The organism is Mycobacterium sp. 852014-50255_SCH5639931 (assembly GCF_001665605.1).
GTDB classification, from domain to species: Bacteria; Actinomycetota; Actinomycetes; order Mycobacteriales; family Mycobacteriaceae; genus Mycobacterium; species Mycobacterium paraffinicum.
In genome coordinates, this window is record NZ_LZSV01000021.1 from 1 (window position 1) to 21569 (window position 21569).

Annotated in this window: 16 protein-coding genes; 9 read left to right on the top strand and 7 right to left on the bottom strand. The window is 69.0% G+C overall.

What is annotated here, in order from left to right; translation table 11 throughout:
• Position 1: 1 nt before the first annotated feature.
• From A5758_RS12560 to A5758_RS12570, 3 genes are all read left to right on the top strand, one after another.
• Entirely contained in the window at positions 2-883 is an 882-nt protein-coding gene (locus A5758_RS12560) for a L,D-transpeptidase family protein (RefSeq protein ID WP_156622609.1), read from the top strand.
• Positions 884-1029: 146 nt separating this feature from the next.
• Positions 1030-1611: a TetR/AcrR family transcriptional regulator gene (locus A5758_RS12565; protein ID WP_067740307.1), complete on the top strand. Its 582-nt coding sequence runs from the start codon at positions 1030-1032 to the stop codon at positions 1609-1611.
• Entirely contained in the window at positions 1608-3854 is a 2247-nt protein-coding gene (locus A5758_RS12570; RefSeq protein WP_067740310.1) for a molybdopterin-dependent oxidoreductase, read from the top strand. Before A5758_RS12565 ends, A5758_RS12570 begins: the two co-directional genes overlap by 4 nt.
• Here A5758_RS12570 and A5758_RS12575 read toward each other — a convergent pair.
• The gene (locus A5758_RS12575) at positions 3838-5823 is read right to left on the bottom strand and encodes a M13 family metallopeptidase (RefSeq protein ID WP_067740312.1); all 1986 of its coding nucleotides are present in this window, start codon (positions 5821-5823) and stop codon (positions 3838-3840) included. The two genes, A5758_RS12570 and A5758_RS12575, sit on opposite strands and share 17 nt — an antisense overlap.
• A 41-nt stretch (positions 5824-5864) precedes the next feature.
• On the opposite strand from A5758_RS12575, the gene A5758_RS12580 reads away from it, so the two are divergent.
• Together A5758_RS12580 and A5758_RS12585 are read left to right on the top strand one after the other, a co-directional pair.
• On the top strand, positions 5865-6521 hold the full coding sequence (locus tag A5758_RS12580) for a hypothetical protein (protein ID WP_067740313.1): 657 nt from the start codon (positions 5865-5867) through the stop codon (positions 6519-6521).
• Positions 6518-7201 carry a hypothetical protein gene (locus A5758_RS12585; RefSeq protein WP_067211945.1) on the top strand — a complete coding sequence of 228 codons (684 nt, stop codon included), beginning with the start codon at positions 6518-6520 and terminating at the stop codon, positions 7199-7201. The genes A5758_RS12580 and A5758_RS12585 overlap by 4 nt, the downstream gene beginning before the upstream one ends.
• A gap of 1 nt (position 7202) precedes the next feature.
• Here the strand turns inward: A5758_RS12585 and A5758_RS12590 are convergent, their stop codons facing one another.
• Both A5758_RS12590 and A5758_RS12595 read right to left on the bottom strand, forming a co-directional pair.
• Positions 7203-7691, bottom strand: a complete 489-nt coding sequence (locus A5758_RS12590; protein ID WP_231987303.1) for an XRE family transcriptional regulator — start codon at positions 7689-7691, stop codon at positions 7203-7205.
• A 59-nt stretch (positions 7692-7750) separates the two neighbouring features.
• Positions 7751-10795: an efflux RND transporter permease subunit gene (locus A5758_RS12595; protein ID WP_067740319.1), complete on the bottom strand. Its 3045-nt coding sequence runs from the start codon at positions 10793-10795 to the stop codon at positions 7751-7753.
• A gap of 328 nt (positions 10796-11123) precedes the next feature.
• Here A5758_RS12595 and A5758_RS12600 point away from each other — a divergent pair, with 328 nt between their 5' ends.
• Positions 11124-11675, top strand: coding sequence for a hemophore (locus A5758_RS12600; protein ID WP_067211955.1), 552 nt, complete (start codon positions 11124-11126; stop codon positions 11673-11675).
• On the opposite strand, the gene A5758_RS12605 is transcribed toward A5758_RS12600, so the two are convergent.
• Complete coding sequence (locus tag A5758_RS12605) at positions 11672-12841, bottom strand: TIGR00374 family protein (RefSeq protein ID WP_067740321.1); 1170 nt, start codon at positions 12839-12841, stop codon at positions 11672-11674. The genes A5758_RS12600 and A5758_RS12605 overlap by 4 nt on opposite strands.
• A 168-nt stretch (positions 12842-13009) precedes the next feature.
• On the opposite strand from A5758_RS12605, the gene A5758_RS12610 reads away from it, so the two are divergent.
• Entirely contained in the window at positions 13010-14155 is a 1146-nt protein-coding gene (locus A5758_RS12610; protein WP_067211964.1) for an AI-2E family transporter, read from the top strand.
• Positions 14156-14159: 4 nt separating this feature from the next.
• Here the strand turns inward: A5758_RS12610 and A5758_RS12615 are convergent, their stop codons facing one another.
• The 3 genes from A5758_RS12615 to trmB are packed head-to-tail and all read right to left on the bottom strand — an operon-like array spanning position 14160 to position 18648.
• Positions 14160-17093, bottom strand: coding sequence for an MMPL family transporter (locus A5758_RS12615; RefSeq protein ID WP_067740323.1), 2934 nt, complete (start codon positions 17091-17093; stop codon positions 14160-14162).
• 49 nt (positions 17094-17142) lie between these two features.
• The gene (locus A5758_RS12620) at positions 17143-17847 is read right to left on the bottom strand and encodes an NYN domain-containing protein (RefSeq protein ID WP_067740522.1); all 705 of its coding nucleotides are present in this window, start codon (positions 17845-17847) and stop codon (positions 17143-17145) included.
• Between the two features lie 9 nt (positions 17848-17856).
• Entirely contained in the window at positions 17857-18648 is a 792-nt protein-coding gene (gene trmB, locus A5758_RS12625) for a tRNA (guanosine(46)-N7)-methyltransferase TrmB (protein ID WP_156622610.1), read from the bottom strand.
• Between the two features lie 170 nt (positions 18649-18818).
• Between trmB and A5758_RS12630 the strand changes: the two genes are divergently transcribed.
• Together A5758_RS12630 and A5758_RS12635 are read left to right on the top strand one after the other, a co-directional pair.
• Positions 18819-19901: a hypothetical protein gene (locus A5758_RS12630; protein WP_067740327.1), complete on the top strand. Its 1083-nt coding sequence runs from the start codon at positions 18819-18821 to the stop codon at positions 19899-19901.
• Positions 19898-21475 carry a hypothetical protein gene (locus A5758_RS12635; protein WP_067740329.1) on the top strand — a complete coding sequence of 526 codons (1578 nt, stop codon included), beginning with the start codon at positions 19898-19900 and terminating at the stop codon, positions 21473-21475. Before A5758_RS12630 ends, A5758_RS12635 begins: the two co-directional genes overlap by 4 nt.
• The last annotated feature ends 94 nt before the right edge of the window (positions 21476-21569 follow it).

Consider the following 21569-nt stretch of genomic DNA (forward strand, 5'->3'; position numbering starts at 1 on the left):
GATGTGTATAAGAGACAGGCCGGTGGCGCCGCCTCCCCCCGACGCGCCGGCGCCACCGGCTGCGCCGGCACCGCCGCCACCGGCTGCGCCGGCACCGCCGTGGATGCCCCCGGCGGCGCAACCGGCCGCGGCCTCGGCCGACGGGCAGAATCCCACCCCATTCACCGGCACGCCGCCGTTCGGGCCGCCCTCGTTCGTCCCGAAAACCGGCTCGACGGTAGGTGTGGCCCAGCCGATCATCATCAACTTCCCCGGACCGGTTGAGGACGCCGGCGCGGCCATCAACGCCGTACACGTCTCGTCCGTGCCGCCGGTGTCGGGCAAGTTCTACTGGATGACCCCGACCCAGCTGCGCTGGCGCCCGCTGAGCTTCTGGCCCGCGCACACCGCGGTGACCGTCGACGCCGGCGGCACCGTGACCAACTTCCAGACCGGCGACACGCTGATCGCCACGGCCGACGACGCCACCCACCAGCTGACCGTCACGCGCAATGGCACCGTGGAGAAGACTTTCCCGATGTCGATGGGCATGACGTCCGGTAATCACCAGACCCCCAATGGCACCTACTACGTGCAGGACAAGAAGGCGTCGGTGGTGATGGACTCCTCGACCTACGGGGTTCCGGTCAACTCGACCTACGGCTACAAGGTGACGGTGGAGGACGCGGTCCGCTTCGACAACGTCGGCGACTACGTGCACAGCGCGCCATGGTCGGTGGACGATCAGGGCAAGCGCGACGTCAGCCACGGCTGCATCAACATCAGCCCCACCAACGCCAAGTGGTTCTTCGACAACTTCGGCCCGGGTGATCCCGTCATCGTGAAGAACTCCAGCGGCGGAAACTACAAGAAGAACGACGGCTCGGCCGACTGGATCAATTAGCCTTCAGCCCAGCAGACGCAAAATCGCCCATTCCGACGCGGAATTGGGCGATTTTGCGTCTGTCGGCGGGTGCATGCTTCTGGGGCTTTCGCCGGCCCGCCGATTATGTATAGCATCATACATAAGCTAGGCCCGAAGGAGCGGCGATGCGCAGTCCACGCGAGCGGATGGTGATCTCCGCCGCGCTGTTGATCAGGGAGCGGGGGGCGCACGCCACCGCGATCTCGGACGTCCTCGAGCACAGCGGCGCGCCGCGCGGATCGGCCTATCACTACTTTCCGGGTGGGCGGACCCAACTGCTTTGCGAGGCGGTGGATTACGCCGGTGAGCACGTCGCCGCGATCATCGCCGACGCCGAGAACGGCCCCCAGTTGATGGACACCCTGATCGAGAAGTATCGCCACCAACTGCTCGACAGCGACTTCCGCGCGGGCTGCCCCGTGGTCGCGGTTTCCGTGGAGGCCGGTGAGGAAGAGCGCATGGCGCCCGTCGTCGATCGGGCGGCATCGGTGTTCGACCGCTGGAACGACCTGATCGCGCAGCGCTTCATCGCCGACGGGATACCGCGCGCGCGGGCCGGCGACCTGGCGATGCTGGCCACCACCGCGCTGGAGGGCGCGATCGTGCTGGCCCGGGTGCGCCGCGACCTCACCCCCCTCGACGTCGTGCACCGCCAGCTACGTGACCTGCTGTCGGCCGAGGCGAACAGAAAGGACGTCCCGCGATGACCGGTGAATGGAAGTCCACGGCGTGCATCCTGTGCGAGTGCAACTGCGGCATCGTCGTCCAAGTCGAAGATCGGCGGCTGGCCCGCATCAGGGGCGACAAGGCTCACCCGGCGTCGCAGGGATACACCTGCAACAAAGCCTTGCGGCTGGACCACTATCAGAACAGCGGCGCCCGATTGACCTCTCCGCTGCGGCGGCGCGCCGACGGCAGCTTCGAGGAGATCGACTGGGACACCGCAATTGTCGAGATCGCCGAGGGTTTCAAGCACATCCGCGACGCCTACGGCGGGGACAAGATCTTCTACTACGGTGGCGGCGGGCAGGGCAACCACCTGGGCGGGGCCTACAGCGGCGCGTTCCTCAAAGCCCTCGGTTCGCGCTACCGGTCAAATGCCTTGGCCCAGGAGAAGACCGGTGAAGCCTGGATCGACGGTCAGCTGTACGGCGGTCACACGCGAGGCGAATTCGAGCACGCCGAAGTGTCGGTGTTCATCGGGAAGAACCCGTGGATGTCGCAGAGCTTTCCCCGCGCCCGGGTGGTGCTCAACGAGATCGCCAAGGACCCGAAGCGGTCGATGATCGTCATCGATCCGGTCGTCACCGACACCGCCAAGATGTCCGACTTCCATCTACGGGTGCAACCCGGCACCGATGCGTGGTGCCTGGCCGCGCTGGCGGCCGTCCTCGTCCAGGAAAACCTTTGTGACGAAACGTTTCTGGCCGAACACGTGCGCGGCGCCGACGCCGTCCGCGCCGAGCTGCGCTCGGTGCCGGTGGCCGAGTACGCGCAACGGTGCGGGGTGGACGAGGAGTTGCTGCGCGCGGCGGCGCGGCGCATCGGCGCGGCGGCCAGCGTCTCGGTGTTCGAGGATCTCGGTGTGCAGCAGGCGCCCAACAGCACGCTCTGCTCGTACCTGAACAAGCTGCTGTGGACATTCACCGGTAACTTCGCGAAAAAGGGTGGCCAGCATCTACATTCGGCGTTCGGGCCACTGTTCGGCCAGTTCTCCGGGCGCACGCCGGTGACCGGTGCCCCCATCATCTCCGGATTGGTGCCCAGCAACGTCGTTCCCGAAGAGATCCTGACCGATCACCCGGATCGGTTCCGGGCCATGATCGTGGAGAGCAGCAATCCGGCGCATTCGCTGGCCAACTCGGCCGCGTGCCGGGAGGCCTTTCAGGCGCTGGAACTGATGGTCGTCATCGACGTCGCGATGACCGAGACCGCCCGGCTCGCGCACTACGTGCTGCCCGCGGCGTCCCAGTTCGAGAAGCCGGAAGCCACGTTCTTCAATCTGGAGTTCCCGCACAACGCTTTTCAGCTGCGCCGTCCGTTGCTCGAACCGTTGCCGGGGACGCTGCCCGAGCCGGAGATCTGGGCGCGGCTGGTGCGCGCCCTGGGCGTGGTCGACGATGCGGATCTGCGGCCACTGTCCGAAGCCGCCCGGCGCGGGCGACAGGCCTACACCGAAGCCTTCCTCACCGCCACCGCAACCAACCCGACCGTCGCCAAGCTGCTTCCCTATGTCCTCTACGAGACGCTCGGGCCCACGCTGCCGGACGGTCTGCAGGGCGCGGCCGCGCTGTGGGGGCTCGCCCAGAAGGCCGCCCTGACCTATCCCGAGGCGGTGCGCCGCGCCGGTCACGCCGACGGCAACGCGCTGTTCGACGCGATCCTCGACACCCCGTCCGGGGTGACGTTCACCGTCCACAACTACGAGGACGACTTCGCCTTGATCAGCCACGCCGACCACAAGATCGCGCTGGAAATCCCTGCGATGCTTGACGATTTGCGGGCGCTGACCGCAGCCCCGCCGCGGCTGACCTCACCGGATTTCCCGATCGTGCTGTCGGTGGGCGAGCGCCGCGCCTACACCGCCAACGACATCTTCCGCGACCCCTCCTGGCGTAAACGCGACGCGGACGGGGCGTTGCGCGTCAGCGTCGAGGACGCCCTGGCGCTCGGGCTCGTCGACGGGTGCCGCGCCCGCATCAGCACCGCGGCCGGCAGCGCCGAGGCCACCGTCGAGATCACCGAGACCATGCTGGCCGGACATGCGGCCCTGCCCAACGGATTTGGGCTCGACTACGTCGACGGCGACGGGCATACCGTGATCCCGGGGGTCGCCCCCAACGCGCTCACCTCGACGGAATGGCGCGACCCCTACGCCGGCACTCCGTGGCACAAGCACGTGCCCGCCCGGATCGAGCCGGCGGGAGTGCCCGTCAGTTCCAGATCCTGACCCGGCGCTGCGGCTCGAGGAACAAGGCGTCGTCCTCGGACACCTCGAAGGCGTCGTAGAACGCGTCCATGTTGCGGATGACGCCGTTGCAACGGAACTCCGGCGGCGAGTGCGGATCGGTTGCCAACCGCCGGATCGCTTCCGCCTGACGGGATTTGGTGCGCCACACCTGGGCCCAGCCGTAGAACACGCGCTGCACGCCGGTGAGACCGTCGATGACGGGCGCGGGCCGGCCGTTCCGCGACAGCTGGTAGGCCAGCAGGGCGATCGACAACCCGCCCAGGTCGCCGATGTTCTCGCCGACGGTGAATGCGCCGTTCACGTGGTGGCCGGCGTCGAGCCCCCGGGGCGTGTACGCCTCGTACTGCTCGATGAGCGCCTTGGTGCGGGCGCCGAATTCGGCGCGGTCGGCGTCGGTCCACCAGTCCACCAGGTTGCCGTCGCCGTCGTACTTGGCGCCCTGGTCGTCGAAGCCGTGCCCGATCTCGTGCCCGATCACCGAGCCGATCCCGCCGTAGTTGGCGGCGTCGTCGGCCTCGGCGTCGAAGAACGGCGGCTGCAAAATGGCTGCCGGAAAAACGATTTCGTTCATCCCCGGGTTGTAGTAGGCGTTGACCGTCTGGGGCGTCATGAACCACTCGTCTTTGTCGACCGGGCCGCCCAACTTGGCCAGTTCGCGGTCGTGGTTGACCGCGTATCCGCGCTGGAAGTTGCCGTAGAGGTCGGTGCGGTCGATCACCACCTTGGAGTAGTCCCGCCACTTCGCCGGGTAGCCGACCTTGGCGACGAACTTGTCCAGCTTGGCCAGCGCACGCTCCCGGGTTTGCGGCGTCATCCAGTCCAGCTCGTTGATGGACAGCCGATAGGCCGCCTTCAAGTTCTCCACCAGCGCGTCGATGCGGGCCTTGGCGTCCGGCGGGAAATACCGCTGTACGTAGAGCTTTCCGACGGCATCGCCCATCAGGCTCTCCACCAGCGAGACCGCCCGCTTCCAGCGTTCCCGGATCTGCTCGGCCCCGGTGAGCAGGCGGCCATAGAAGTCGAAATCCGCGGCGACCAGCTCGTCGGTCAGCCAGGACGCGCGGGCGCGGATCAACCGCCAGCGGGCCCAATCCTTCCAGTCCGCCAGGTCGGCGCCGGACCACAGGTCGGCGAAGGCGGTGAGGTAATCGGGTTGCCGCACAATGGTTTCCGCGAAGTCCTGCGGTGTGGCGCCCAGCGCGTTCACCCAGCCGGCCCAGTCGAAGCCCTTCGCTTCGGTCTGCAGATCGGCGAAGGTGCGCAGGTTGTAGCTGAGCTCGGCGTCCCGCCGCTTGACCACATCCCAGTGCGCGGCGGCCAGCTTGCCCTCCAGGGCCACGATGCGGGCCGCGGTCTCGGCGTGCGCGTCCGGGGTCCCGCCGTACACCAGGCCGAACATCCGCGCGATGTGACCGGGATAGGCCGCCAGCACCTCGGCGTGCCGCTCCTCACGGAAGTAGGACTCGTCGGGCAATCCGATGCCGGACTGGGTGACGTGCACCAGGTACCGGGCCGAGTTCTTGGCGTCGGTATCGATATACAGCGCGACGCCGCCGCCCACTCCCGTGCGCTGCAACGCACCCACCGCCGCGGCCAACGCGTCCGGGTCCGCGGCGTCGTCGATGGTGGCCAGCTCGTCGAGCAGTGGTTGCAGGCCGCGGCGCTCGACGGCCTCCTCGTCGAGGAAGCTGGCGTAGAGGTCGCCGATGCGTTGCTGATCGGTGCCCGGGGGCGCGCCGGTCTCGCTGGCCTCGATGATCAGGTCGCGCACCTGTTCCTCGGCGCGGTCGTAAAGGTGTCGGAACGCGCCGTCGGTCGCCCGGTCCGCCGGGATCTCGTATTCGGCCAGCCAGCGGCCGTTGACGTGACCGAACAGGTCGTCTTGGGGGCGGGTGTTGGCGTCGACATGGCTCAGGTCGATCCCCGAGCGAATGGCCTCTACAGTCACCCCGCCATCCTTCCATCTTTGTCGGGTGCGACGATCGGGCCATGTCCGACGGCGAGCGCACCGAGCCAGAAACCCAGGAAACGGAAGAGGCAGATCTCGCCGAACCCGGCGAACCCCTTGACGACGAATTCGAGGTCGCCGACGGCCCGATGTTCTCCCCATACGGCATCGCGTCGGCCGTCCTAGGCGTGCTGTCGGTGGCCGCGATCGTGTTCGGGTTCTTCCTCTGGTCCGGGCATCGCGACGACACGGCCGAACGCCGCTACCTCACCCGCGTCATGCAAACCGCCGCCGACTGGACGGGCGTGCTGATCAACATGAACAGCGGCAACGTCGACTCCAGCCTGCAACGGCTGCACGACGGGACGGTCGGCGAACTCAACACCGACTTCGACGCCGCCATGCAGCCCTACCGGCAGGTGGTGGAGAAGCTGCAGTCCAAGAGCGCCGGGCGCATCGACGCGGTGGCGGTCGAGACCGTGCGCCACGACCTGGACACCCAGCCCGGCGTTTCCCGGCCCGTGGTCACCACCAAGTTGCCGCCCTTCGCAAGCCGTCTGGAGTCGGTCATGCTGGTCGCGACGTCGGTCAGCGAGAACGCCGGCGCCAAACCGCAGACGGTGCACTGGAACCTGCGGCTCGACGTCGTCAACGTGGACGGCAAGCTGATGATCTCGGGACTGGAATCCATCCGATGAGAAATTTGTGGCGCCTGCTCGCGTTCGACATCCTGGCCCCGGTGGCCGCGATCGCGGGGTTGCTGGCGATCGGCCTGATTCTGGGCTGGCCGCTGTGGTGGGTTTCGGCGTGCTCGGTGCTGGTGCTGTTGATCGTCGAGGGAGTCGGCGTCAATTTCTGGCTGCTGCGCCGTGATTCGGTCAGCGTCGGTACCGATGACGACGCGCCGGGCCTGCGATTGGCCGTCGTCTTGCTGTGCACGGCCGCGCTGGTGGCCGCGGTGGTCACCGGATACACGCACTGGACGCGCTCGGACCGCGAGTTCAAGGACGACTCCCGCGACGTGGTTCGGGTCGCAACGGGCATGGCGGAGGCGATGGCGTCGTTCACCCCGGGCGCCCCGGACAGCTCGATCGACCGCGCCACGGCGTTGATCGTCCCCGACCACGCCGCGGCGTTCAAAGAGCAGTACACGAAGACCAGCGCCGAGCTGGCCCAGCACAACGTCACCGCTCAGGCCGCGACGCTGGCGGCCGGGGTCGAGGCCCTCGGGCCGTCGGCGGCCAGTGTGGCGGTGATCCTGCGGGTCACCCAGAACGCGCCGGGCCAGCCCGCCAGCCGGTCGGCGCCCGCGCTGCGGGTGGCGCTGACCAAGCACGGCGATGCCTGGCTGGTGTCGGACGTGCTGCCGATCAGGTGATTCAGTTGGAGTCGGCCGAGCGCGTCGACTTCACCTTGACGAACCGATCCGACAATCGGCGCATCCGGATCATCAGCGCGGCCGACGGGCTGGTGCTGCCGTCCAGGTAGGCGATGAGCTCCTCGGCGGTCACCCCGATGCGAGAGGCGAATTCCGCTTCGGCCAGGCCCGATCGGTCGATGAGCAGCCGCACGTGGCGGGCCACCTCGGCCCGTTCGTTGGCCTCCAGGTGGGTGCGGGCGCGTTCCAGCACCTCCCACAGCGCTTTAGAGATGCCGTAGGGGCGGGTGCCTTCGAGCACCTCTTCGACCTGGCGGGCGGTCCGCCCGTACGGATCGCGCTTCAAAGCCGCGGCGATGCGCTTCCAGGTGGCGATGTCGCCGCCCTGCAGCGCGGCACGAATGGCGGACGTCGGCCAGAACTCCACCGGCTGGTCGGGGTCTTGAACAGGTCCACTGGGAGATTCGCCGCCGGGGGCGCCCTCGCGCATGTGCGGATCGGTGGCCGGCCGGTGGGACGGCAGTGTGGAGCGTCGGTCAGGTGCCAACGTCACCTCGCCTCCTCCAGCATCGCTACGGCCACCGACAGGCAGCGCTGCCTGATCTCCTCCCAGTCGGGGTGGGCGTCGGCCTCGGACGACCCCTGCTCGTCATTTAAATCACAGGGATCCGGATCAGCGAGTCGACGGACCAACTGGGTGGCGATCCATTCCCGCCTGGGCGACTGACAACAGTAGTACCTGTCCATGCCGGCCAGCACCACAGCGGCGGTCTCGGGCTCCAACGTTTCAACCATATCGGCAAAGTCGGCGTAATCGCGGCGACTGTTACGGCACATGATGAGGTAGCCCTTCAGCCGCAGCGTCTCGGCGCCGGTCGGGACCAGCAGCCGGTCGCCGGTGGGCAGCTGAACGTGGGTGGTTTCCACCGGGCTGCGGCGTTCGTACACCGACCGGTCCGCGGTGTCGGTCTCGCTCTCCAGCGCGTCGATGGCGACCGAAAGCCGCCCCCGCCACAACGTGACCGGGTGCACGGGCCGGTCGGACCCCACGATCGCCTTGGCGATGCCGTTGCGTGACGTCAGGCCACCGACCAGCTTCTTGGCCGTGCCGTTGGTGTGACCGTTGCTGCCGGTCCTGCGCTCGGGGGCGCCCACCGCGACGCCCGCCTTCTCGTCGTCGATGTTGACCTGATGGGGAATCTGACCGGGATCACGGCCGCGATCCTGGTCCGGTCCCCGCAGCTGCGCGCCCTGCCTCTCCTTGCCGCTGCGCCCGCAGCCGGTGAACGCCAGCGGATCGGTCACGCAGATGGCGTCGGGCGCCAGGTGCTTGAGCTTGGCCGCCGACTTGAGCACCATCCGCAGGTCGGCGTTGGGCGCAGTCAGCGCCGATATGTCGTCGGGAATGACCACGACGTCGCCGAGGTCGACCTCCGGCAGCGGCCGGTCGAAGTCGACCGACGGCAGCACGCGCGACAGCCACGGCGGGATCCACCAGTTCCATTGCGCGAACATCGCCATCAGCGCCGGTACCAGGACCAATCGCACCACCGTCGCGTCGACGGCGATCGCCACCGCGCACGCCACGCCGATCTCGGCCACCAGCGGCATGCCGGCGAACGCGAAGCCGATGAAGACGGCGATCATGATCAGCGCCGCGCTGGTGATGGTGCGGGCGCTGGTGCTCACGCCGTACGCGACGGCGTCGCGGGTGTTGCCGGAATGCAGGAAGCGTTCCCTGATGCGGGTCAGCAGGAAGATCTCGTAGTCCATCGACAACCCGAAGGTCATCGCGAGCACCAGCGGGGGGACGGTGCTGTCGATCGAGCTGATCTGGGCGAACCCGAGGTCCTTCAGCCAGCCCCACTGGAACACCATCACCAGGCTGCCGTAGGCGGCCGCGACCGACAGCAGGGTCATCAGCACGCCCTTGAGCGCCAGGAACACCGAGTGGACCGAGAGCAGCAGCATCACGAACGCGATCAGCGCCACGATGGCCAGCACCAGCGGCTCGGTCTTGGACACCTGGTCGTCGAAGTCCTTGATCAGCGCGGTCGGGCCGCCGACGTCCACTCGTGCGGTTCCCCTGTCGGGCACCTTGGGCAGCTGCGCGCGCATCCAGCCGACGGTCTCGCGGGCGCGCATGTCCTCGGGGTCGACCGACAACACCGCGGACAGCAGGGTGCTGCCGTTGTCCTCGGCGAATTGCGGCGGCGCCACCGTGACAATGTTCGGGGCCTGCGTCATCCGCTGCCGGATCGCGCTGATGGTCTGGCTGTGTTCGGGCGAGGCGGCGCCGCCGTCCGGGAAGGTGACCAGCACCCGAATCGGGCCGAGCGCGCCGGGGCCGAGGGCCTGGGCCGCCGCGCCCACCCCGGCGCGGATTTCGTGCGACGAGTCGAACTGGCGCAACAGGCTGTTGCCCAGCACCATCGAGGAGGCCGGCGCGGCCATGACGAGCAGGACCAGCGAGGCGGCCAGCGCCGAGATCCACGGCCGGCGCATAACCCAGCCGATCCAGCGGTTCCAGAACCGCGATTGGCCACCCTCCGGCCCGCGCGACCAATGCAGGAATGCCGATCGCTTGGCGGCCGAGCGGCCGAACGTCGCCAGCGCCGCGGGGGTCAGTGTGGTCGAGGTCAGCATCGCGACCGCGACGGCCAGGATCGCCCCGGTGGCCATCGATTTCAGCGCCGGGGTGTTGATCACGTAGATCCCGGTGAGCGAGGCGACGACGGTCATCCCGGACAGCACCACCGCCAGCCCCGAGGTGGCCATCGCGGCGTCGACGGCCTCCCGCGGCTCGCGGCCGGACCGCAGCTCCTCGCGGAAGCGCATCAAGATGAACAGCGAATAGTCGACGGCGAGGGCGATCCCGAACATGGAGACCGTCGAGGTCACGAACACCGACATGGTCGTGTAGGCCGACAGCAGGTAGACCAGGCCCATGGTGACCACGACGGTGCACACGCCGAGGGCGAGGGGGATCGCCGCGGCCGCGAGGGAGCCGAACACGGCGAGCAGGACGATCAGGATCACCGGCAGGTTCCAGCGCTCGGCGGCGGCGATGTCGTGCTTGGTGTTCTGCGCGGCGGCGGCGCTGAGCGCCCCCTGCCCGATCACATACAGCCGCACCCGGCCATCGGCGGTCTGGCCGGGCTGGTCGCCCTTGATGCCGACCTTGGTGCGCAGCTGCTTGGCGACGTCACTGGTGTTGCGGGAATCCAGGCGCAGCGACAGCACGTACGGCCGATCGGGTTGGGGCGGACGCTGGGTGGGGTTGGGCACCTCCGAGACGCCGGGGACCTCGGCGGCGGTCCGCCTCAGTTGCGCGACCGCGTCGTTGATGTCGGCGTAGCTGGCATCGGGGCGGGGCGCGGCCACCAGGGCCAGCGAAGACGACCCCTGGTCGTGGTAGAGCTCCTCGAGCTGATCGTGGACGAGCAGCGACTGCGAACCGGCCACGTCGAAACCGCCGCCGGTCAGGTTCCCCGACTGCGTCAAGGCCAGATAGATTGCCGGAACCAAAGCCAGCAACCAGCCGGTGAAGACCAACCAGCGGTACTTACGCAGGCTGCGGCTGAGGCGCATCATTAGCTGCTGGATTTCGTCACTCCCCGTGTATCGCGTAACGCGTGTTGGCGAGAATACCGCAGCGACCTGTGGATGATGTGAGCTTTCTAGTTCCTGAGCTGCAACGACGGCGTTGTTGCCAAGACGCTGCCGAGCCGTTGTGACCCGGTGACCGGCGGGATTTTCCTCACAGGGCCTCGCTCGGGCTGGCAGGGGCGCCGCCGGCGATGGCAGGATGTCGGATGGCCCGCGGAGCCCTGGGGAGCTCCGCTATCGAAGAGGCCGTCTACTGCAGCCGTTTGCGAGGCGTCGGTGCTGCGTGCGACGTCGCAAACACTAAGGAGTTTCCATGACGAGAGGCACCGCCACCGGGCGCCGCAGAATCTTCGCCGGGCTGATCGCCGGCACCCTGCCGTGCGCCGCCCTCGCCGTCCTGGCGGGGCCGCCGGCCACGGGCGCTACCGACCCGTGCTCGGCCAGCGAAGTCGCCCGGACGATCGGTTCGGTCTCCAAGTCGATGGGGGACTACCTGGACTCGCATCCCGAGACCAACCAGACGATGACCTCGATGCTGCAGCAGCAGGCGGGCCCGCAGTCGATGACCGGGCTGAAGTCCTACTTCGAGGCCAACCCCAAGGTGGCCGGCGACATGACGTCGATCGCCCAGCCCCTGACCAACCTGTCGCTGCAGTGCAAGTTGCCGATCTCGCCTACCCAGGCGATGGGCATGATGCAGCAGGCGCAGGGCGCCGCCGGTGGGCTGCCCGCCCTGCCGGGTAATGCGGCAGGGGCGTCACCGCTGGCCGGCACGCCGGCCGCCCCGCCGGCGGCCACCGGCCCCGTCGCACCGGCGCCGGCCAACCCGCTGTCGGGCCCGTCGCGCGGCAACACCGCCGGCTAGTTCTCGGTTTCCGCGCTGCGATCGGGCGGTAACGGGCCCTGTAGGGCGGTCTCGGTCGGATCGTTGGCGGGCTGGTTCTGCTGCGCGGTCGGTTCGGTGTCGGGCACCGCCTCTTCGTCGTCCGGGACGGCGACGTTCTCCGTGCGGAACACGAAGAAGAACACCACCCAGCCGATGGCGGACATCAGCAACCAGCTGATCAGCCGGTAGATCAGCATGGCCGAGATCGCGTTGGGCAGCGACATGCCGCTGGACACCAGCCCGGGCACCAGCACCGCCTCCACCACCAACAACCCGCCCGGCATCAGCGGTATGGTGCCGACGGCGCGGGCGGCCGCGTAGGCCACCGTCAGCCCGGCGACCGACGCGTGATCCCCGGCGGCGTACGCCGCAAAGCCGAGGCACGCCACGTCGGCGACCCAGTTGAACATCGACCAACCGAACGCCACCCCCATGTCGCGCCGGCCCAGGCTCACCGATTCCAGCTGCATCAGGGTCTGGCGCCATCTGTCCAGGCCGGTGTCGGCGGGCCGCCCGCGGACGGAGTTGACCCAGGACAACACCCGGCCGCCGATGCCGTCGATCAGCTCCGGCCGTGACGCGACGGCCTGGGCGAGAATCAGCAACGCGACGAAGCCGCCGAGGGTGAACAGCAACGAGAACGGGTTGTTCTTCGCGCCGAGGAAGAACGCGCCGCCCAGCCCCAACAGCGCCAGACCGACGGCCTGCAGGACGCCCCCCATCACCAGCTGCCACGACGCGACCACCGTCGAGGCGCCCCAAAGCCGTTGCTGCCGAAGCAAAAACGTGGCGGACAGCACCGGTCCTCCGGGCAGCGTGGTGCTCAGCGAGTTGGCGGCATAGATGGCGGCTTCGGATCGCAATTGTTTGACGTGTACGCCGGCCGACCGCAGCAGCGTGCGCTGGATTTGCGCGAAGCTGTGCAGCGACGCGGCCGACGCCACCACCGACGCCAGCAGCCACCACCAGTTCGCCTCGTACAGGCTCATCCAGGCCTTGGCCAGCTGATGCCAGCCCAGGGCGACCTCCACGGCAAGCACGATGGCGACGATCCCGAGGATCACCCACCGCAGCCACCAGTACTTCCCGCGCGGGGCCTCTTCGCGCGGGAAGTCGAGATTGCGGGCGGGTGCGTCGTGCGACACGTGATTTAGGGTAACGGTGCAGGTGGCGCGGGGATCGCCGCGCGTCGCCGACCGTGTCTTGGAAGTTCCGGGGTCGTAACCGGATCGTGCCGGGGTGGTCGCGGCCGGCCGGCGTGCGGACGGGTCCGCGCACGTTTGGCGGTGCCCCGCGCCGGATAGGCTCACCCAATGCCGGCAAACACCGACGACGCTTCGGTCGAACCCCTCGTCCGGAAGACCGCAGCCTGGGCCTGGCGTTTGCTGGTCATCCTCGCCGCGCTGCTCGCCCTGCTGTGGGTGGTGAAGAGGCTCGAGATCATCATCGTCCCGGTGCTGGTGGCGCTGCTGGTCAGCGCCCTGCTGCTGCCGGTGGTCGACTCGCTCGACCGGCGCGGCCTGCCCCGCGGCGGGGCGGTGGCGATGGTGCTGCTGGGTGGGTTCGCGATCCTGGGCGGCATCCTGGCGTTCGTCGTCATTCAGTTCATCGACGGTCTGCCGGGTCTGACCGAGCAGGTGACCCGCAGCATCGAGTCCACCCGGCGCTGGCTGATCCACGGGCCGGCGCATTTGCGCCGCGAACAGATCGACAACGCGGGCAACGCCGCGATCGAGGCGCTGCGCAACAATCAGGCGAAGCTGGAAAGCGGCGCCCTGTCCACCGCGGCCACCATCACCGAGCTGGTCACGGCCGCGGTGTTGGTGCTGTTCACGTTGATCTTCTTCCTCTACGGCGGGCGCAACATCTGGGCCTACGTGTCCAAGATCTTCCCGGCCGACGTCCGCGGCCGGGTAAGCGAGGCCGGCCGGGCCGGCTACGGGTCGCTGACCGGATACGTGCGCGCCACCTTCCTGGTGGCCCTGACCGACGCCGCCGGGGTCGGCACAGGCCTGGCGATCATGGGCATCCCGCTGGCGCTGCCGCTGGCCTCCCTGGTGTTCCTGGGCGCCTTCATCCCGCTCGTCGGTGCCCTGATCTCGGGGCTGGTGGCCGTGGTGGTCGCCCTGTTGGCCAAAGGCATTGTGTACGCGCTGATCACGCTCGGTTTGCTGATCGCGGTGAACCAGCTGGAAGCCCATGTGCTGCAGCCGCTGGTGATGGGTCGCGCGGTCTCGATTCACCCGCTCGCGGTGGTGCTCGCCATCTCCACGGGCGGGGTGCTCGCCGGGATCGTCGGCGCGCTGCTGGCCGTGCCGACGGTCGCGTTCCTCAACAACGCGATGCAGGTGCTGCTAGCCCCGGATCCGGCCGCCGAAGCCGAGAAGCAGACCGAAGAGGCCGACGAGGGCAGCATCATGGAGGCCGAACCGGACGAACCCAAAGCGAAGGCCGACTGAGGCCCTACAACCGACCCTCGCGGCGCAGCAAATCCTGGGCGGACAAACCGCCACCCGAACGCCGGCGCTGGCGCGCGTCGCCGTTATCGGCCTGTCCGCGCGGGTTCAGCTTCTCCGTGGCGGCGTCGGGGTCGTTGCCCTCCGGCCGCATGGACGGGAAGGCGGTGGTGGGCTCGACGGCGTCGCCCTTGTCGTCAGAACGGTTGGGGGGCACCGGGATCGCGCGGGTTTCGCCGCTGGACGGTGGTGCCGGCGGGGCGGCCGGCCCCGGGGCGGGAGGTCGCGCCGGCTCCGGCGGTGCGGCAGTGGCCGGCCGCTCGTGGGCGGGGTGGTGCGCCGGACTGGCGGGGGCGGCGTTGGGCACCGAGAGGCGCGTCGTCTTGGCCTCCGTGGGCTGACCCGGCCGGGTCTGCAGACGGGTGGTGTTGGCGACATCGGCCGGGGGCGCCGCGGAGCGCATCGCCGCGCCCGCGGGCACTTCCGTGCCGGGCTTGGGTTCGGCCGGCCCCGGACGGGTCGCCCGCGACGGCTCGAGGGCCGCGGGGTGCGTGGGGTCGTGCGGCGGGCGCGGCGCGGCGGCGACCAGGCTGGCCGCCACCGGGGGCCGCGCGGGCCGCCCGTTGAGGGTCGGCCGCTTGCGCTCGTCGGGCAGGTCGATCTCGCCCAGCCCGATCTTGTTCTGCAGGCGCCTCGCCCAGCGCGGGGCCCACCAGCAGTCGTCGCCGAGCAGCTTCATCACCGACGGCACCAGGAACATGCGGACCACGGTGGCGTCCAGCAACAGGGCCGCCATCAAGCCGAACGCCAGGTATTTCATCAACACCAGGTCGGAGAACACGAACGAACCGGCGACCACGGCGAGGACGAGCGCGGCGGCCGTGATCAAGCGCCCGGTGGTCGCGGTGCCGATCCGGATCGCCTCGGCGGTCGACATGCCGCGCTCGCGTGCCTCGACCATGCGAGAGACCAGGAACACCTCGTAGTCGGTGGCCAGGCCGAAACCGACCGCCACGACCAGCGCGATGAGCACCACCATCAGTGAAGTCGGCGTGAAATTCAGCCAATGCGATAGGTGCCCGTCGACGAAGATCCAGGTCAGGATGCCCAGGGTGGATCCCAGCGTCAGCGCGCTCATCAGCACCGCCTTGATCGGCAACACCACCGAACCGAACGCCAGGAACATCAACAGAAGCGTGGCGCTGAGCAGCAGCACCAGCATCAGTGGGCCCTTCGCGGCCAGGCTGTGGATGCTGTCCTGCTCCAGCGCCGGTGTGCCGCCGACCAGCAGGGCGAGGCCCTTCGGCGGGCTCACCGCCCGCAGTTCGCTGATCTTCTTGGCGGCGTCGCTCTTATTGAGCAGGCCGTTCTGGATCACCCGCACCGAACCGTCCTTGGGCACCGTCGTCCCGTTCGGCCCGGCGACGCAGGGGTTGCCGGCGATGGTCGGGCAGGGCCGCTCCTCCCAGGTCTTGTCGGTGAACCCGGAGATAGAACTGATCCGGCTGCGGATGTCGGCCACCTGCTGGTCGGTCACCTTGCTCTGGTTGGTGCTCTCGATCACGACCGTCAGCTGTTCGGTGCGGTATCCGGGGAATTGCTTGTCGAAGTGTTCCTGCGCCAGGCGCACCGGGTTGTTGGGCGGCAGGTACTTCTCGCTCATGCCGCCGAACGACAGGTTGCCCAGCGGGATGACCAGCAGGATCATGCCGACGGCGATCGGGATGGCGAAGGCCAGGGGTCGCTTCATCACCCAGTTGACGAGCTTGCCCCAGAAACCGGCCTCGACCTCCTCGCGGGTCTTGGTCTTCTGCAGCCGGTCCGCCAGCCAGTTGAGGTAGGCGCGCGAGTACTTCCAGTTCCGCAGGAACGGCACCCGGAACGCCGTCCGCACGCCCAGCGCGTCGACGTGGCGGCCCAGGATGCCCAGGCACGCCGGCAAAAACGTGATCGACAGCAGCGCCGCCAGCCCCACCGCCGCGAATATCGCGTAGGTCAGCGAATGCACGAAGCCCTGCGGCAACACCAGCAGGCTGGCGCTCGAGGCGATGATCAGCACCGCCGAGAACGTCACGGTGCGACCGGCCGTCATGATGGTGCGCCGCACGGCGGCCTCGGTGTCGTAGCCCTCGGCGATCTCTTCCCGGAACCGGCTGACCACGAACAGCCCGTAGTCGATGGCGATGCCGAGGCCGATCAGCGAGACCACCGGCTGGGCGAAGAAGTGCACCGGCCCGAATTCCGCGACCAGTCGCAGGATGCCCAGGGCCCCGGCGATGCTGAGGCCGCCCACGATGGCCGGCAGCCCGGCGGCGATCGCGCCACCGAACACCAGGAACAGCACCACTGTCACCAGCGGTAGCGCCAGCACCTCCATGCGGCGCTGGTCCGTGGCGATGGTGCCGGTCAGTGCGCTGGCGATCGGCTCGAGGCCGGCGAGCTGCACCGTGCCGCCGTCGAGCTTCTGCAGCGCCGGCGCGATGGCCTTGTAGTTGTTGAGGATGCTGTCGTCGTCGTCGCCCTTCAGCGGGATGGACACGAACGTGTGCTTCTTGTCTTCGCTGACCATCCCTTTGATAAGGGGATTCGTGCTCTCCGGCGCCGCCAGCCACCCGGCCCAGCCGACAACCTGGTCGGGATGGTCGGTCTTGAACTTGTTGAGCTCGCCGACGATCTTGTCCCGCCATGCCGCGTCATCGACGGTCTGTCCGCTGGGAGCGCTGAACGTGGCCACGACGTGGCTGGTGCGGTCGCGGCCGTACGTCTGGTCGCCAAGCACCGAGGCCTTGACGGACTGACTGCCGTCGTCGTAGAACCCGCTCTGGGTGACATGCTTGCCGAGGCTGACCCCGAAGACGCCGCCGAGCAGGCACAGAGCTACCGTGACCCCGATAACGATGTACCGGTAGCGGTACACAGTTCGACCCCACCAGGCGAACACGCAAGCTCCTTACTGGATCGTTAACGACCCGCGCATCGGCCTTCCAGTGTCACACACGCGCGGTCAACAGAGCGGACAGCGGCCGGAACGGCTGCAGCCATGCTCCCTGGTCAGGCAGCGAATCTAGGCCGATTCGCGGCAAGGGCTCCCGGAACACACCGCTGATGTCTTCCAGGTCGACAAAGTCCAAGGTATCCGACGCTAGCGCCCAACTCGTATGTTCGCGAAATCCGATGACTTGAACGGTGACCCCGGAGCGTGCTATCTCCTCCAGCGGTAGACGAAACGCCTGGCCGTCGGCCGAAGCCACCACCAGCGCCGCCAGCCCTTCGCTGCGTCGCAGTTCGATGTGGGCGAGCATGTCGCGGTCGACGTCACTGTCCTCGTCGATCTTCGGTTTGGCGAAGACCGCGAATCCCACGTTACGAAGGGCGTCCACCCAGGGGCGGACCACGTCGGCGCTGCCGGGCGCGATGTTGGTGAAGACGGTGGCCTCGGGTTCGACGACGACGCCCGGCCGGCCGGCACTGATCTCGGCCGTGCGCGCCAGCAACCAGCGCCCCAGGGCGTCGAACCGCGGACGCTCCAGGGCGGTGGGGCGTCGCCCCAGGATCGACCCGAGGCCCATGTCGAGGTTGGGCGCGTCCCACACCAGCAACACGCGCCCGCCCGGCGGTGAGAAGCTTCCGAGCGCATCGTCGGGCAACGCCGGCAAAGGTTCAGCTGCCGTGGTCTGTTCTTCCGCCAGGCTCATGGTCATCGCCTACTCATGTCGTAGCCAGATGAATTCGGTCACGGCGCTGCCCGCCTCGTGGGCTTTCGTCTCGTATTTCGTGGTCGGCCGCACCACCGAGATCGGCAGCCGGCTGCCGGCATCGACGCGACGCAGCCGCGGCTCGGCGTCGCCGACCTCGCCGATGTGTTCGGCGTACCCGGGGTGGTCCGTCGCGGCGTGCAGGACACCACCAGGGAGTAACCGGTCGGCGATGAGGCCAATCGTGCCCGGTTGCAGAAACCGGCGCTTGTGATGACGGGCCTTGGGCCAGGGATCGGGAAAGAACACCCGCACCCCGGTCAGCGAACCGGACGGGATCAGCCGCTGCAGCACCTCGACCCCGTTGCCGCGGATCAAGCGGATGTTGCCGACCCCCTCGCGGTCGATCGCGCACAGCAGTTGCGCCAGCCCGCGCTTGTAGATTTCCACCGCGATCACATCGACACCGGGCTCATCCTTCGCCATCGCCAGCGTGGATATGCCGCTGCCACAACCGATTTCGAGCACCAGCGGCGCCTGGCGACCAAACCATGCGCGGGTGTCCAGCCGCGACTCCCCGCCGCCCTCGCCTTCCCCGGTCGGGGCGTCCAGGGATAGGCCCAGCTCCGGCCAGCGCCGCTCCCAAGTCTGCCGCTGGGCGTCGGAAAGGGCGGATCGTCGGGAGCGAAAGCTCGATGCCGGAAGGTAGCGCTGGCCGCGACGGTCGTCCGACTCCTCCTCAGGCGCGTCGGGGAACGCTCCCGCCCGGGGTTGCGCATGCATTTGTCCATGGTGGCCCATAACCGAGTGATGTAGCCGCCCCTGGTCCAGATTGATACCCAACAGTTGCCTTCAGCTGGTAACAGTCAATCGGTGGCTCGCATCAAAGTGACGCAAGTGCCACCATTCGGTGGGACCCGACCGGCCCCCGGGTCGGATCCATCGAACCGAACGCAGGACATGAGGGGACGATGAGCGGACAAGGACACCAAGGTTTCGTCGACGAGCTGGCGCGATTCGCCGCCGGCCACGCCGACCCTCGCGTGACGGCCATCGCCGAGCGAACGGCCGCGCCCCTGCGCGCGCTGGTCCGGGGCCGCCGGGGCGTGGGGTGCGCCACGGTGGCGCGGGCGCTGGACCGCGCCGGAGCCGCCGCGGGGATCTCGGTGACGACCGCCGGCGGTCGCGAAGTCGACGTCGTCGTGTACGTGACCACCGAGGTGGTGAAGCCGGAAGACATCGACGCGATCGCCGCCGCCGCGCGCCCGGTGTTGGCGGTGCTGAACAAAGCCGACCTGGCCGGGTCCCTCGCCCGCGGGGACGGGCCGATCGCGGCAGCGCGAACGCGTTGCGCGGAGCTTGCTGAACTGGTGGGCGTGCCCACGGTGCCGATGGCCGGCCTGCTCGCCGTCGCCGCGGTCGACGACCTGGACGCCCCGCTGTGGGCGGCGCTGCGGACGCTGGCCGCGCACCCCGGGGTGGCCGCCTCCCTCGACGGCTCGTTCGCCGGGTTCATGTCGGCGGACAATCCGGTGCCGGCCGACGTGCGGCTGCGCCTGCTGAACACCCTGGACCTGTTCGGCATCGCGCTCGGGGTCGCCGCGGTCCGGCAGGGCAGGACGGCCGCGCAGGTGCGGGCGCTGCTGCGCCGGACGAGCGGTGTCGACGCCGTGCTGTCCCACATTGCGATCGCCGGCGCCGAAGTGCGCTACCAGCGGGTGCTGGACGCCGTCGCGGAGTTGGAGGCGCTGGCGGTCAGCGACGAGACGATCAGCGGATTCCTGTCCCACGACGACACGGTGGTCGCCCGGATGGCGGCCGCCGTCGACCTGGCGGAGGCGGCCGGGCTGGGCCCGGACCACGGGGAACCGGCTGACTGGGACCGTGACCCGTCCGCGCACCTGCCGCGCGCGGTGCGGTGGCAGCGTTACAGCCGGGTGTCGGCGAGCGAGCTGCACCGCGCCTGCGGGGCGGACATCGCCAGGGGATCGATGCGGCTGTGGTCGCAGGCCTGCGGGTCGCTGCCCGGGGAGACGCTGGGGGACTGGCGATGAGCGCCGACAAGCACGACGATCCGGTCGCTCGAGTCGACGCGCTGGTGGCGAGCATCGGTCCGGAGCTGGATGCGCCCGCCATCCACCGCCGTGACGTGGTGCTGGTGACCGGGCCGTGGATGGCCGGGGTGACGGCGGTGGCCGCGGCGCTGCGCGAGCGGCTGGCGGAGCACAAGTTCGTCGAGTCGGTGGACCTGGGCCCGGGCGAGGCGCCGACGGCGGTGGTGTTCGTCGTCTCGGCGGCGGCCCACCTCACGCAGTCCGACTGTGCGCTGCTGGACGCCGCCGCCGCGCACACCGATGTGGTGGTTCCAGTGGTGTCCAAGATCGACGTGCACCGCGCCTGGCGCGACGTGCTGGCCGCCAACCGCGACACGCTGGCCGCGCACGCGCCGCGTTACCGCGGCGTGCCCTGGGTGGGAGCGGCCGCCTTGCCCGACCTCGGCGAGCAGGACGTCGACGATTTGGTGCAAACGCTGTCGACGCGGTTGGCCGACTCCGAGCTCGCGCGCCGAAACCGGTTGCGGGCGTGGGAGTTCCGGCTCAGGACCGTCGTGCAGCGGTTCGACCGCGACGCCGACGGTGCCGGGCGGCGGGCACGGGTCGACGCGCTGCGCGACGAGCGCAGCACGGCGCTGCGGCAGCGGCGCGAGGCGAAGACCGAGCGCACCATCACGTTGCGCGGTCAGATTCAGCAGGCGCGGGTCCAGCTGTCCCACTTCGCGCGCAATCGTTGCTCATCGGTGCGCAGCGAGCTGCAGGAAGACGCCGCGGGATTGTCCCGGCGCCACATGCCCGGCTTCGAGGCGCACACGCGTGGCCGGCTGGACGAGGTGGTCGCCGAAGTGAACGAGGGCACGGCCAGCCACCTCGCGGATGTCGCGCAAGTGGTGGGGGTCGCGACGACGCTGCCGGCAGTCGAGGAGCTGCCGACGGTCGACGTCCCTCCGCCCCCGCTGAAATCGCGGCGGCACGAGACCTGGCTGATGATGCTGCTGGGCGCCGGGTTCGGCCTGGGCGTGGCGCTGACCCTGAGCCGGTTGATGAGCGGGCCGGCCGCTCGGCTCAGTCCCGCGCTGTCCGTCGTCGCGGCGGTGACGTGCGTGGCGATCGGGCTGGCGGTCACGCTCCTAGTGGTCAATATCCGTAGCCTGCTGCGCGACCGGGCGCTGCTGGACCGCTGGGCGGGCGATGTGACCTCGTCGCTGCGATCGGTGGCGGAGGAGCTGGTGGCGACCCGCGTCCTGGTGGCCGAGTCGGTGCTCAGCAAAGCGGTGCTGGCCCAGGACGAGGTGGAGAACGCCGAGGTGAGCGACCAGGTCAGCGCCATCGACCGCGAGCTGCGCGCCCATGCCATGGCCGCGTCGCGGGCCGCCGCCGTGCGGGAGCGGGAGCTGCCGACGGTGCTGGCGGCCCTGGACGCCGTTCGTGCGGAACTGGGTGAAGCGGGTATAACTTCGGCCACCGATGAAGCGTCCGACGGCAAATTGGACGGAGAAATCGAGGCAACCGAAAAACCGGCTTCTAGGAGCGGCGATGGAGATTCTGACGGATCTTCTGAATCGTTGTTGTGAGAAGGCTTATACCTGCCCGAGACTTCCCCGACAAGGTGCTCACGATAACCTGTAGTTAACGCCACCATGTCAACCGTTGTGTGGGCGACCGCAT